Source organism: Brevundimonas sp., from assembly GCF_018608325.1.
Lineage (GTDB): Bacteria > Pseudomonadota > Alphaproteobacteria > Caulobacterales > Caulobacteraceae > Brevundimonas.
On the sequence record NZ_JABAZW010000166.1, the window covers coordinates 16,250 to 28,322 of the forward strand.

A 12,073-nucleotide genomic window follows, 5' to 3' on the forward strand; every position below is an offset into this window, starting at 1 on the left:
CATGAGCGAATGTCTGCGCATATGCATGCTGCACTGGACGAGGAGAAGGCAGTGGTCGAGGATGAGTGGCACTCACGTCATGCGGCGGCGGTATCGGCGGATGCGCTGGCGGCCTATGCGGGCGTTTATGAGATTGCGCCTGCCTTCTCGCTTACCCTTCAGGTGACGGACGGGGTGCTGACGGCGCAGGCCACGGGCCAGAAGCCGGTCGCCTTGACGCCGGAGACGGCGGACGCCTTCTTCGTTGAGGCCATCGACGCCCAGATCACCTTCACCCGCAACGCGGCGGGCGAGATCGAGGGGCTGGTGCTGCATCAGGGCGGTCGCGAAATGCCTGCGCGCAGGAAATAGGCCTGCCGCCGCCCGCTGCTGATCGGGGGTGGGCGGTCGCGCATTTTCGCCAAACTGCGACACGCCAGCATCCTTAATGCGGGGAACCATTCGCGTCCGCCAAGCTTGACTAGCCAGCAGCTTATCGGAGGACGGATGCTTAGACCTATCGCCCTAATGGCCGCGTGCGGCCTGTTGACGGCCTGTAATGCGGGCACGTCGCTTTCCAGCGGAACCCAGACCTTCAACGCCGGGGTCGGCGACGCCGTGCAGGCGCCGCTGGAAGACCTGAACCTGAAGCGCGAGGAAATCCCCGAAGTGCTGCTGCAGGCGCGGGGCGCGCCCTATGCGGTGACGGGCATGGGACGCTGCGCCGCCATCGGCGCCGAGATCGCGCGTCTGGACGAGGCGCTGGGGCCGGACATCGACGTGCCGACGACGGGGGAGGGAGAGGCGCTGGATCAACAGGCGGCGGGCGCCGCGCTGGACGCCGTGCGTGATACAGCGACCGACTTCATCCCCTTCCGGAGCTGGGTCCGCCGCCTGAGCGGCGCCGCCCAGCACAGCCGCGAAGTCCAGTCCGCCATCCGCGCCGGTCTGATCCGCCGCGCCTTCCTGAAAGGCGTCGGCCAACAGAAGAACTGCGCCCCGCCCGCCGCGCCCTATGGGTTCAAAACGCGCCGGTGACGGTGGTCAGCGCGGCGTGAACTTACGGATGACGCCGGAGAAGGTCATGAGAAGGCGGTCTCCGGTGTTGATCTGGCCGCGCACGAAGATCAGGCTCTTGCCCGCCTTGGTGACCTGACCTGTGGCCTCGATCAGTTCGCCGACATAGCCGCCGTCGATGAAGGTGGAGTCCAGTTGGACGGTGACGCCCGAGGCGCCCTCCATCTCCTGATAGGCGATCTGGAACATGGCGATGTCGGCGAAGGTCATCAGACAGCCGCCGTGCATCCGGCCGCCGGCGTTCATATGCTTCTGCTCGGCGCGGAAGGCGCAGCGCATGTGACCGTCGGGGTCCAGCTTGCCGTAGAAGGGACCGACCACCACGTCGAAGGTGTCGTGCAGGTCGTAGGTCTGCCAGCCGGCGAATTCGCCCTCGGTGACGGTGATTTTCTTCGGCATGGAAGACTTGGCCTTACTTCTGGTCGTGCAGTGCAGCATATAGGCCCAATGAGCGATCCGATCGAAACCGCAATTTTGAACAAACTGGCTGCAATCGGCCCCGGCAAAAGTATCGAGCCTGCCGAAGTGGCCAAAGAGCTACAGCCGGAGCAGTGGCAGCGGATGCTGCCCAAGGTGCGCACCGTGGCTCTGGGCCTGATGCGTCAGGGCCAGTTGACCATCACCAAGAAGGGCAAGCCGGTTGATCCGGACAACTTCCGCGGTGTGACGCGCCTGCGTCAGCCGACCGAAGAGGAAACGGCCCTGGCCCTGAGCCGCCGTCCGCCCGTCGTCGAGGGCGATGACGACTGACCTCCAAGAGGTTCTGAACGACATACGCGCCTGCCGCGCCTGCGCAGGCGTGCTTGCGCATACGCCGCGCCCGGTCATTCGGGTGTTCCCTGAAACGCGTCTGCTGATCTGTGGTCAGGCGCCGGGCCGCAGGGTGCATGAGAGCGGCCTGCCGTTCACCGATCCGTCCGGCGACCGGCTGCGCGACTGGATGGGCGTGGACTATGCGACCTTTTATGCCGATCACCGTATCGGCGTGGCGGCGCAGGCGTTTTGTTATCCGGGAACAGCGCCAAAGGGCGGTGATTATCCGCCGCCGCCGCGATGCGCCGAACTGTGGCGACCGCAGTTGATGGATGCGCTGCCGCGCATGGAACTGACGCTGCTGGTTGGGAGCTATGCCCAGACCTGGGCGCTGCAAGGCCGGACGAAGCGGAACATGACCGAGACTGTGCGTGCGTGGCGCGACTATGCGCCGGATGTGCTGGTGCTGCCCCACCCATCGTGGCGAAATACGGCCTGGCTGAGAAAGAACCCGTGGTTCGATGCGGAGGTGGTTCCGTATCTGAGAGAGCGGGTGCGGGGGATACTGGTTTGAACGTGCGCGCCTTGGCGGCTGTGGCTGGGATCGCCGCCGCCCTGACCCTGTCTGCCTGCGCTACGCCGCATATTCAGGCGCCGCTGACGCCGCCCGCCGGGTTTTCTGGACCGCACGTCGAGGATCGGGCGCTGGTGATGTCGGACGGGGCGCGGTTGCCGCTGATGCGGTGGTCGCCCAAGGACCAGGAGCCGTGGGCGGTGATCGTGGCTCTGCACGGGATGAACGACCATGCGGCGTCCTTCCGGCTGGCGGGGCCGTGGTGGGCCGAGCAGGGGATCGAGACCTGGGCCTATGACCAGCGCGGCTTTGGACAGGCGCCGGGACGCGGCGAATGGGCGGGCGAGGCCCGCATGACCGACGATGTGCGCGAGGCGGTCGCCATGGCCCGCGCCCGATACCCCCGTGCGGTGATCGCGGTGGTGGGTGAGAGCATGGGCGGATCGGTGGCGGCGGCGGCGTTCGGATCGGATCGCCCGCCGAATGCAGACCGGGTGGTGTTCCTGTCGCCCGGCGTCTGGGGCTGGTCGGCGCAAGGCTGGCTAAACAGTTCGGTGCTGAATGTCGCCGCGCGGGTCGCCGGGCCGCTGGCGGTGGAGCCGCCGTCCTTCATTTCCAGCCGGATCGTCGCCTCGTCCAACTGGCTGGAGCTGTATCGCAACGGGCGCGACCCGGAGAGCCTGCTGTCGACCCGGTTCGACACCATCTACGGGTTGGTCGATCTGATGGAGAGCGCGTCCCGCAAGGTGGGGCTGTCGCAGGCGCCGTCGATCCTGATGTACGGCGCCCATGACGAGGTGGTGGGCAAGGCGGCGGTGAGGCGCGCGCTGGACCAGGTTCCTGCCGGTTCGACGATGCGGACGGCCTTCTATCCCGACGCCTGGCATCTGCTGAACCGGGATCTGCAGGCCGAGGTGGTCTATCGCGACGTGGCGGCCTTCCTGCGTGATCCGCGCGGAGCCTTGCCGTCCGGCGCGCAACCCGTGCTGCCTGAGTTGGAGAAACGGGCGCGCTGATTGGTGGTGCTAAGCGCCGAACGTCGCTCTACGGACAATTATGTGCATTGCTGCGCTGCACACGGGTCAAGTCCTGCGCTGTAGGGCTGTGCCGCGAAATTGTCGTGCTTGAAGCCTAGGGGTGGGCGGCCTAATGTCTGGGCAAGAATAATATTACCCTGGGAGGCCCGGCTATGGGCATGACACTGTTCGATTCGCCGTCGTTCGCGAACCATGAAGGCGTCCACGCCTTCTACGACGAGAAAACCGGCCTGAAGGCGATTGTCGCCGTTCACTCCACTGCGCGCGGCCCGGCCGTCGGCGGCACGCGGATGTGGAACTACACCTCCTCGGCCGAGGCGCTGGAGGACGTGCTGCGTCTGTCCAAGGGCATGAGCTACAAGAACGCTGTCGCGGACCTGGAAATGGGCGGCGGCAAGTCGGTGATCATCGGCGACAGCCGCACCCAGAAGACGCCTGAACTGTTCCGCGCCTTTGGCCGCGCCGTCGATACGCTGGGCGGCATCTATTACGCCGCCGAGGACGTGGGCGTGTCGGTCGCCGACATCGCCGAGGCGCGCAAGACGACGTCGCGGGTTCTGGGCCTGAAGGACGGACCGGAAGCCTCGGGCGACCCCAGCCCGGTGACGGCTGAGGGCGTCTATCGCTCGACGCTGGCGGTCGCGCGCCGCCTGTTCAAGCAGGACGACCTGACCGGCCTGACCATCGCCATGCAGGGCGTGGGCCACGTTGGCGGATACCTGGCCGACAAGCTGGCGGCTGCGGGCGCCAAGCTGGTGATGACCGACGTCAACACCGCCACCCTGGCCGAAGTCGCCGCTCGCACCGGCGCCGAGATCGTGGCCCCGGACGCCATCTATGACGTCAAGGCCGACATCTATGCGCCTTGCGCCCTGGGTGCGACGCTGAACCCGCAGACGCTGGACCGGATCACCGCCAAGGCCGTGGTCGGCGCCGCCAACAACCAACTGGCCACGCCGGAAATCGGCCGCATCCTGTTCGAACGCGGCGTGCTGTACGCGCCGGACTATGTCGTCAACGGCGGCGGGATCATCAATGTGGCGGCGGAAATGAACGCTCGTCAGACCAAGGGCGCCTTCGACCCGGCCTGGGTCGAGAAGAAGCTGTCGCGTCTGATCGAAACCTTCGACGAAATCCTGGAACGTTCGGCCGTCGAAAACCGTCCGACCCACGAAATCGCCGACGCCATCGCTGAATCCCGCATTGCGGCAGCGGCGGAAGAAAAGCTCAAGAAGGCGGCTTAAGCCCTTTTTGCATCGCCCGGACCGGCTGACGGTTCGGGCGATGTCTGTTCTGTTCGCTAGAGAACAGCACTGGCGACGAGGTCCGCCACCTGATGCTGGCCGTCGTCACGCAGACCGTCGATGACGCCCGTCCGATTACGCTCTGGCTGGTTCTGGCTGAGCTTCCATTTGCCGGTCATTTTCGTGAGGCGGATTTCCAGCCCGACGATGCCACGCAACTGCGCCTTGATATAGTCGGCGGGGGCGTCGGACACCTGCCACGGCTGGGCGCGGCCGCCCTCCTGTGCACCGGTGATCTCGTGCAACTGGTCCAGAATCCAGTCGGGATCGTCATGCAGGATCACCGATCCCCACATCTGGGCGATGACATAGTTCCAGGTCGGGACCGCCTTGCCGTGTTCCTGCTTGGTCGCATACCAGGTGGGACTGACATAGGCCTGAGGTCCCTGGAACATCACCAGCGCATCAATGCCCGTGCGGAGATCCGGGATCTGGTCGTTGGCCTTGGCGAGATGACTGCGCAGAACCCAGGTCTCGCCCTCCTGACGCATCATGAAGGGCGCGACATTGGCGAGCAGGCCTGATGCTCCTGACGTAATTAGCGTGCCCAGAGGATGGGCGCGCACCGCTGCGGCCAGAACCTCGGGCCGATCCTCGCTGAACGCCGGGGGGTTATACATCGCGCCTCTCCAAAACAGGCCGTTTGGGTAGGGTGGACGGGCGTGATTGGCCAAACACGCATGGTCACGGCAGGTTTCAGGACCGAAGGGCGCGCTGCTCGCATCATCGAACGCCCCGCAATGAACCGATGCGACCTTTTGTCGTTCAACGGCTGACCACTGTCAGAGGCTGTGACCGTTGCGCGGGCGACGATCCGCCGGGTGTGTCGGGAGCGGGGTTGGATGCACGTCGTTGAAATCTTCGAGCTGGTGCTGGTGCTGCTGGTGCTGGTCATTGCGCTGCACTGGATCGCGTTGAAGCTGAAGCTGCCGCCATCGACGGCCTTGCTGGTGGGCGGCGGGGCGCTGGCCTTTGTGCCGGGGCTGCCGTCGATCTCGCTGAACCCTGAGCTGGCGCTGGTGTTGTTCCTGCCGCCGCTGCTGATGGACGGGGCCTATTCGACGGCGCTGGGGCGGTTTCGTCGGCATCTGGGCGGGATATTGTCGCTGGCGGTCGGGGCCGTGGTGTTCACGACGCTGGTCATCGGCGTGGTCGCGCACTGGCTGGTTCCGGCCCTGCCGTGGGCGGCGTGTTTTGCTCTGGGCGCCATTGTGTCGCCGCCTGATGCAGTGTCGGCGCGGGCGGTGCTGAAGGGGGTGCATCTGCCGCGGCGGTTGACGGCCCTGCTGGAGGGCGAAAGCCTGCTGAATGACGCCAGCGGCCTGATCCTGTTCCGGTTCGCGGTCGCAGCGACCCTGAGCGGCGTGTTCAACGCGGGCGAGGCGGTGCAGCAGTTCGCCGTCGTGGCTATTGGCGGCGTGGTCGTCGGGGCGGCCGTCGCAGCCTTCTGGCTGATGGCCGTGCGGCGGCTGAAGGACGGAACCCTGATCGTCGTGGCGACGGCGTTGCTGGGGTGGGGCGCCTATCTGGCGGGTGAGGCGGTCCATGTCTCGGGCGTGATCGCCACAGTCACCGCAGGGCTGGCGCTGGGCTGGTTCCAGCATGAGGTGTTCACCGCCCAGGTGCGATTGGTCGGCAACTCGTTCCAGCATGTTCTGGTCTTCATTCTGGAGGCCCTGGTCTTCATCCTGATCGGCTTTTCCCTGCGCGGCGTGGTCGAGCGGTTGGGCGGGGTCGGGGCTGTGCCGGTGTCGATGATCTGGGCTGTTGTGGGCGTCGTGGCGGCGGTGGTGCTGTCGCGCTTCGTCTGGATTTTCGCCTCGGACAGTGTTCAGGCCCTGGCGCGTCAACTGGGCGTGGCGCGGGCCAAGCCGCTGGGATGGCGTCAGGCGACGGTGCTGGGCTGGACCGGGATGCGGGGCGTGGTGACGCTGGCCGTCGCCCTGACCCTGCCTATCGACATGCCGGGTCGTGACCTGATGCTGGTCTGCGCCTTCTCGGTGATCTTCGCCACGGTGGTCATTCAGGGGTGCAGTCTGGGGTGGCTGATCCGACTGGTGCGACCTGCGGACACTGATCCACCCGCCAAGATGGATATGCCGGCGACCGAAGGGGCGATGGCGCGGGCACGCATGGCGATGGTGGAGAAGCTGGCCTACGACGAGGATGGGACGCTGATCCATCCGCAGTTGCTGGAGGAATACCGCAAACGCATGGCCTTCATGGATCGCTACGAGGCGGACGCCAGCGCCGTCATGGAGAACCTGCGGCCGCACTTCGATGTGCTGCTGAAGGGGATCGCCGCGGCGCGCGAGGAACTGATCCGCATCCACCGCGCAGGGGCCATCGAGGACGAGGTGCTGCACGAACTGGAGCGCGACCTCGACGTCGAAGAGATGGGCATCACCCTGCAGCGGGGGGATTAGTCCTCGCGGTCGGACAACGGACTGGGGCCGCGCTCCAGATAGGTGGTCAGGGCGATGTAGCTGCGTGTGCCGGTGAAGCCCTCGATCGAGTGGATGCGCTCCAGCAGGTCTTCCAGCGCCTGGGTGTCGCGGGTTCGCACCTTCAGCAACATGGCGCTTTCGCCGGTGACGGTGTGGATTTCCTCCACCTCAGGAAAGTCCCGCAGCGCCAGCAGGTGACGGGTCACGGCCCAGTTGGTTGTGTCGACATGGACGAAGGTCAGCAACGGGCGGCCCAGCTTGGCGCCGTCCAGAACGGCGGCGTTCTTCTTGATGACCCCTTCCTGGCGCAGCTTCTTGACCCGTTCATGCACGGCGGGCGCCGACAGGTGCAGCAGGGCGCCCAGTTCGGCGTAGCTGCGCGAAGAATCCTCGGCCAGCAGGGCTAATAATCTTCGGTCCCGTTCGTCCAGACGGGCGGGTGAGGGCGGGGCTGACCTCACACGGTTCGTATCTTCGGGCATGCGGCGAAAACCTATTGGGGCGGAATAATATTAGGTAATATGGATTTCGACCTTACCGCATAAATCAGTGCGGTGCAGTAGTTGAAAGACGGTCGGTATGTTCGACACAAAGGTCGCCATCTTGGTGCGGGATGATCTGGCCGCATGGCAGAAGCTGAATGTGACCGCCTTTCTCGCGACCGGGATTGCAGGTGAGGCGCCCGAGGCGATGGGCGAACCCTATCTTGATGCAGAGGGGCGGCGTTTCGCGCGCCTGTTAGGGCAGCCCATTCTGATTTTTTCTTCTGACGCCAAGGCCTTGCTGCGTGCGCATCGGGTGGCGGGTGAAGAGGGCTTGGCCTGCGCCGCCTATGTTCAGGCTATGTTTTCGACCGGGCATGACGCCGCAAACCGCGAAGTGTTCGCCGCTGAACCCGCCCAGGCGCCAGACCTGGTGGGGGTCGCTATTCGGGGGGCGAAGAAGGCGGTCGACAAGGCCGTCAAGGGCGCAAGGCTGCATCCGTAGGTGGATCGAACATGACACAGTTGTTGCCTTTTGTTCTGTTCGCCTTCGTATCGTCGATCACGCCGGGGCCGACCAATGTGTTGGTTCTAAACAACAGTATCCGGCATGGGTTTGGCGCAACTTTACCAATTATTGCAGGGGCTTGTGCCGGTGCGGCCGGGTTGGTTCTGTTAATTGGGGTCGGGATCGGCGGTTGGTTGATCGATCATCCCAATGTTCAAATCGTCATGAGCTGGGGTGGAGCCATCTGGCTCAGTTGGCTGGCGTGGAAGATCGCGACCAAACCGAATGTCATTCAGCTTTCGTCAGCAAGGCGTTCGATCGGCCCTCTCTCGGCGGCCTCGATCCAGGTGATCAATCCCAAGACCTGGGCCATGGTCCTGGCTGTCGTCGGCGTGTTTGCGGGCGAAGGGGCCGGGGTGTCGAGATATCTGGTGTTGGCGGGCGTGTTTCTGGCGGTTTCGCTGGGATGTCTGGCGGTTTGGGCGGCGTGCGGGGCGAGCGCCCAGCGCCTGTTCGACAGCCCGCGTCGTGCGCGGGTCCTGGGCTGGGTGTTGGGGTTAACCCTGTTCGGATCGGCATGGAGCGGACTCCTGGGCGCCTATCTGTAGCGGGACGAGCCGAAAGCCCTGATGAACTGTGGTTCGTAAGCGTCTCTTAACGCGGCATTTACCATATGGGCGGCATTTTCTGCCTAGCGGGTTTGTGTTGGTCTCCCGCCAGTTTTGGGGCGGGGACGCGTGGGCGGTTTTACCGAGGCGTTGCAGAAGTTCGGGATCGGTCGGCTGGCTGCGGTTCTCGGCGTCGCCGCAGGCGTCGCCGCCGTGCTGGTCGCCGTCATGCTGCGGATGGGGCAGGCGCCGGATGCGCTGCTGTACTCCAATCTGGATCTGCGTGAGGCGGGTGAAATCACCGCCGCCCTGCAGCAGGCCAACATCAAATATTCGTCCAAGGGCGACGGCTCGACCATCATGGTCAATCGCGATCAGGTCGGCGAGGCGCGGATGCTGGTCGCGGGCAAGGGTCTGGTGACCACGGGGTCGGTCGGTTACGAAATCTTCGACAACCAGTCGGTGCTGGGTCAGACCGAGTTCCAGCAACAGTTGAACGAGCAGCGCGCCCTGCAGGGCGAGCTGTCGCGCACCATCATGTCGATGCGGGGCATCACCGCCGCCCGCGTTCACATCACCCTGCCGCGCCGTGAGATGTTCTCGTCCGCCGCTTCGGACCCGACCGCCGCCGTTCTGGTGGGGCTGGGCGGGCGCGATCTGTCAGGCGATCAGGTGCGGGCGATCCGCAATCTGGTGGCCTCGTCCGTGCCGAACCTGAAGCCCGAGCGCGTCACGGTCGCCGATCAGAACAACCGCACCCTGGCGGCAGGCAATGAGGGTGACGAGTTTTCGTCCGCCTCGGCGCTGGAGACCAAGAACACGACCGAAGCCCAGCTTCAGGCGCGCATCAAGGATATCGTCGAGGGCGTGGTCGGCGTTGGCGCTGCGCGCGTTCAGGTGTCGGCTGACATCGACCGCAGCCGCTCGACCACCCAGGAACAGAAGTACGATCCCGACGGCCAGGTCATCCTGTCGACCTCGACGAACGGGTCGCTGTCGCAGAACAATCAGGCCCAGCCGGACGGCGCGGTGTCTGCCGCCAACAACATGCCGGGCGGGGCGGGTGATACCAACCAGATGGGCGAGCGTTCCAGCCAGAACGCCGAGATCACCAACTACCAGAACTCCAGCACGACCACGACGACCACGCGTGAGCCGGGCGAGGTCAAGAAACTGTCCGTCTCGGTCGCTGTCGACGGCCGCTGGACGCCGCCTGCGAACGGCAAGGGCGAGCCGACCTATGCGCCGCGCACCCCTGAGGAAATCGCCCAGATCAAGTCGCTGGTCGGCGCCGCCGCCGGCGTGGACGAAGCGCGCGGCGACAAGATCGAGGTGCTGAACGTCCGTTTCAACCGGGAGCCCGCGCTGGGCGGCGGCCTGGACGGGGCGTCGTCGATGTTCAACTTCTCCAAGAACGACATCATGCGCGGGATCGAACTGCTGGTGCTGCTGCTGACCGCCGGACTGTTGATCTTCTTCGTGCTGCGTCCGTTGTTGAAGACGGTGGGCGGCGGTTCGAACCTGCCCGCTCTGGCGGGTGACGGCGTGCCGGTGACGGCGCTGCAGACGACCCTGGTGGGGCCTGACGGGCAGCCGCAACTGGCGCATCTGGCGTCGCACAGCGAGATGGACCACAAGATCGACATCGCCCGCATCGAGGGGCAGGTGAAGGCGTCTTCGGTCAAGAAGGTCGCCGACTTCGTGCAGAGCCATCCTGACGAGGCGACGAGCATCCTGCGCGGCTGGGTGTCCGAAGGCTGATGGCGAAGCTGGTCAACAAAAAGGCTGCGGTCGAGGACGCCGCCAAGCTGACGGGGCCTGAAAAGGCGGCTGTCATCCTGCTGGCGCTGGGCGAAGAGCACACGGCGCTGTGGGAGCGGCTGGACGACGAAGAGGTCAAGGAAGTCTCGCAGGCCATGTCGACGCTGGGCACCGTCAGCGCCGAGGCGGTCGAGAGCCTGATGCTGGAGTTCGTGTCGGGCCTGTCCGGCTCTGGCTCGGTCATGGGCAGCTATGACCAGACGCAGCGCATGCTCTCGGCCTTCCTGCCCAAGGACCGCGTCGATGGGCTGATGGAGGAAATCCGCGGCCCTGCCGGGCGGACCATGTGGGACAAGCTGGGCAATGTGAATGAGGCGGTTCTCGCCAACTATCTGAAGAACGAATATCCGCAGACTGTGGCGGTGATCCTGTCCAAGGTGCGCTCGGACCACGCCGCACGGGTTCTGACCAGCCTGCCGGAAGACTTCGCCCTGGAGTGCGTTCAGCGGATGCTGCGCATGGAGCCGGTGCAACGCGAGATTCTGGACAAGATCGAACAGACCCTGCGCAACGAGTTCATGTCGAACCTGGCCCGCACCTCCAAGCGCGACAGCCACGAGATGATGGCCGACATCTTCAACAACTTCGACCGCCAGACCGAGAGCCGGTTCATCGGCGCGCTGGAAGAGCGCAGTCGTGAGTCCGCCGAGCGCATCCGCGCCCTGATGTTCGTGTTTGAAGACCTTTCGCGTCTGGACCCCGGCGGGGTGCAGACCCTGCTGCGCGGCGTCGAGAAGGACCAGCTGGGTCTGGCGCTGAAGGGCTCATCCGAAAGCCTGCGCGAGATGTTCTTCTCCAACATGTCCGAGCGCGCATCCAAGATCATGCGCGAAGACATGGAATCCATGGGCCCAGTGCGTCTGAAGGACGTGGATGCGGCCCAGATGGCCATGGTGCAGGTCGCCAAGGATCTGGCGGCGCGCGGCGAGATCATGCTGGCCGGCCAGGGCGCCGACGATGAGTTGATTTACTGACATGGCCCAACCCCAACCCCGTCCCTTCATCTTCGACACCGAGTTCGACGCCGACGGCAGCGTCGTGCATCCCGGCGCGTGGAAGGCGCCCAAGCGCAGCTTCATGCCCGCCGAGGTCGACGCCCTGGTGGCGCAGGCGCGGCTGGAGGCCCGCGAGCAGGCGCTGAGCGAGGTCGAGCACATCCGCGCCATGGCCCTGAGCCATATCGCCCAGTCCACCGCCCAGGCCATGACGATGCTGAAGAGCGTCGCCCAGGCGCACCGCGAACAGTCGGCTGATCTGGCCATGGCGGCGGCGCGGGCCATCGGCGGCGCGGCCCTGGCCAGGTTCCCGAATGCGCCGCTGCGGGCCGCGCTGGAGATGCTGGCGCAGGAAATCGACGCCTCGCCGCGTCTGGTGATGCGGGGCTCGGGCCTGGATGAGGCGGCGCGCGCCCAGATCGAACAGGCCTGCGCCGACAGCGGCTTCACCGGGGTTGTCGCCTTCCGTGACGAACCGGGCATGGCGC

Annotated in this window: 15 protein-coding genes; 12 read left to right on the forward strand and 3 right to left on the reverse strand. The window is 65.5% G+C overall.

The features are described 5' to 3' along the window. Positions 1–351: DUF3471 domain-containing protein (locus QZ281_RS16680; protein WP_292230312.1), on the forward strand; the 351-nt coding region annotated here is incomplete at its 5' end. Positions 352–486: 135 nt separating this feature from the next. After that, positions 487–1,017: a hypothetical protein gene (locus QZ281_RS16685; RefSeq protein ID WP_292230315.1), complete on the forward strand. Its 531-nt coding sequence runs from the start codon at positions 487–489 to the stop codon at positions 1,015–1,017. Positions 1,018–1,023: 6 nt separating this feature from the next. Here the strand turns inward: QZ281_RS16685 and QZ281_RS16690 are convergent, their stop codons facing one another. Beyond that, entirely contained in the window at positions 1,024–1,455 is a 432-nt protein-coding gene (locus QZ281_RS16690) for a PaaI family thioesterase (RefSeq protein ID WP_292230317.1), read from the reverse strand. Positions 1,456–1,503: 48 nt separating this feature from the next. Between QZ281_RS16690 and QZ281_RS16695 the strand changes: the two genes are divergently transcribed. The 4 genes from QZ281_RS16695 (at position 1,504) to QZ281_RS16710 (ending at position 4,664) form a co-directional block, all read left to right on the forward strand. Beyond that, a complete protein-coding gene (locus QZ281_RS16695) occupies positions 1,504–1,806 on the forward strand; it encodes a DUF3253 domain-containing protein (RefSeq protein ID WP_292230319.1) in 303 nt (100 codons plus the stop codon). Continuing rightward, positions 1,796–2,383 (forward strand): uracil-DNA glycosylase family protein, encoded by a 588-nt coding sequence (locus QZ281_RS16700; protein WP_292230321.1) that lies wholly within the window; start codon positions 1,796–1,798, stop codon positions 2,381–2,383. Before QZ281_RS16695 ends, QZ281_RS16700 begins: the two co-directional genes overlap by 11 nt. Before the next feature lie 2 nt (positions 2,384–2,385). Next, on the forward strand, positions 2,386–3,399 hold the full coding sequence (locus QZ281_RS16705; protein ID WP_292230374.1) for an alpha/beta fold hydrolase: 1,014 nt from the start codon (positions 2,386–2,388) through the stop codon (positions 3,397–3,399). Positions 3,400–3,578: 179 nt separating this feature from the next. Beyond that, on the forward strand, positions 3,579–4,664 hold the full coding sequence (locus QZ281_RS16710) for a Glu/Leu/Phe/Val dehydrogenase (RefSeq protein WP_292230322.1): 1,086 nt from the start codon (positions 3,579–3,581) through the stop codon (positions 4,662–4,664). Positions 4,665–4,720: 56 nt separating this feature from the next. Here the strand turns inward: QZ281_RS16710 and QZ281_RS16715 are convergent, their stop codons facing one another. Then, positions 4,721–5,344, reverse strand: a complete 624-nt coding sequence (locus QZ281_RS16715) for an FMN-binding negative transcriptional regulator (protein ID WP_292230324.1) — start codon at positions 5,342–5,344, stop codon at positions 4,721–4,723. A 222-nt stretch (positions 5,345–5,566) separates the two neighbouring features. Between QZ281_RS16715 and QZ281_RS16720 the strand changes: the two genes are divergently transcribed. Continuing rightward, positions 5,567–7,150: a Na+/H+ antiporter gene (locus tag QZ281_RS16720; protein WP_292230325.1), complete on the forward strand. Its 1,584-nt coding sequence runs from the start codon at positions 5,567–5,569 to the stop codon at positions 7,148–7,150. Here QZ281_RS16720 and QZ281_RS16725 read toward each other — a convergent pair. Further along, positions 7,147–7,653: an Lrp/AsnC family transcriptional regulator gene (locus QZ281_RS16725; protein ID WP_292230327.1), complete on the reverse strand. Its 507-nt coding sequence runs from the start codon at positions 7,651–7,653 to the stop codon at positions 7,147–7,149. The two genes, QZ281_RS16720 and QZ281_RS16725, sit on opposite strands and share 4 nt — an antisense overlap. Before the next feature lie 97 nt (positions 7,654–7,750). On the opposite strand from QZ281_RS16725, the gene QZ281_RS16730 reads away from it, so the two are divergent. The 5 genes from QZ281_RS16730 to QZ281_RS16750 form a co-directional block, all read left to right on the forward strand. Continuing rightward, a complete protein-coding gene (locus QZ281_RS16730; RefSeq protein WP_292230329.1) occupies positions 7,751–8,158 on the forward strand; it encodes a DUF2000 family protein in 408 nt (135 codons plus the stop codon). A gap of 11 nt (positions 8,159–8,169) precedes the next feature. Further along, the gene (locus QZ281_RS16735; RefSeq protein WP_292230331.1) at positions 8,170–8,769 is read left to right on the forward strand and encodes a LysE family translocator; all 600 of its coding nucleotides are present in this window, start codon (positions 8,170–8,172) and stop codon (positions 8,767–8,769) included. A gap of 129 nt (positions 8,770–8,898) precedes the next feature. Next, positions 8,899–10,530: a flagellar basal-body MS-ring/collar protein FliF gene (gene fliF / locus QZ281_RS16740; protein ID WP_292230333.1), complete on the forward strand. Its 1,632-nt coding sequence runs from the start codon at positions 8,899–8,901 to the stop codon at positions 10,528–10,530. Then, positions 10,530–11,564 carry a flagellar motor switch protein FliG gene (gene fliG / locus QZ281_RS16745; protein ID WP_292230335.1) on the forward strand — a complete coding sequence of 345 codons (1,035 nt, stop codon included), beginning with the start codon at positions 10,530–10,532 and terminating at the stop codon, positions 11,562–11,564. Before fliF ends, fliG begins: the two co-directional genes overlap by 1 nt. Position 11,565: 1 nt before the next feature. Further along, the coding region (locus tag QZ281_RS16750; RefSeq protein ID WP_292230337.1) for a flagellar assembly protein FlbE at positions 11,566–12,073 on the forward strand (508 nt) is incomplete at its 3' end.

Excerpts from the sequence above, each read along its gene's own strand:
- QZ281_RS16730 (WP_292230329.1), top strand. The coding sequence starts at position 7,751 with ATGTTCGACACAAAGGTCGCCATCTTGGTGCGGGATGATCTGGCCGCA.
- QZ281_RS16690 (WP_292230317.1), bottom strand. The coding sequence starts at position 1,455 with ATGCCGAAGAAAATCACCGTCACCGAGGGCGAATTCGCCGGCTGGCAG.
- QZ281_RS16735 (WP_292230331.1), top strand. The coding sequence starts at position 8,170 with ATGACACAGTTGTTGCCTTTTGTTCTGTTCGCCTTCGTATCGTCGATC.
- fliG (WP_292230335.1), top strand. The coding sequence starts at position 10,530 with ATGGCGAAGCTGGTCAACAAAAAGGCTGCGGTCGAGGACGCCGCCAAG.
- QZ281_RS16725 (WP_292230327.1), bottom strand. The coding sequence starts at position 7,653 with ATGCCCGAAGATACGAACCGTGTGAGGTCAGCCCCGCCCTCACCCGCC.
- QZ281_RS16685 (WP_292230315.1), top strand. The coding sequence starts at position 487 with ATGCTTAGACCTATCGCCCTAATGGCCGCGTGCGGCCTGTTGACGGCC.
- QZ281_RS16720 (WP_292230325.1), top strand. The coding sequence starts at position 5,567 with ATGCACGTCGTTGAAATCTTCGAGCTGGTGCTGGTGCTGCTGGTGCTG.
- QZ281_RS16700 (WP_292230321.1), top strand. The coding sequence starts at position 1,796 with ATGACGACTGACCTCCAAGAGGTTCTGAACGACATACGCGCCTGCCGC.
- QZ281_RS16715 (WP_292230324.1), bottom strand. The coding sequence starts at position 5,344 with ATGTATAACCCCCCGGCGTTCAGCGAGGATCGGCCCGAGGTTCTGGCC.
- QZ281_RS16710 (WP_292230322.1), top strand. The coding sequence starts at position 3,579 with ATGACACTGTTCGATTCGCCGTCGTTCGCGAACCATGAAGGCGTCCAC.
- QZ281_RS16695 (WP_292230319.1), top strand. The coding sequence starts at position 1,504 with ATGAGCGATCCGATCGAAACCGCAATTTTGAACAAACTGGCTGCAATC.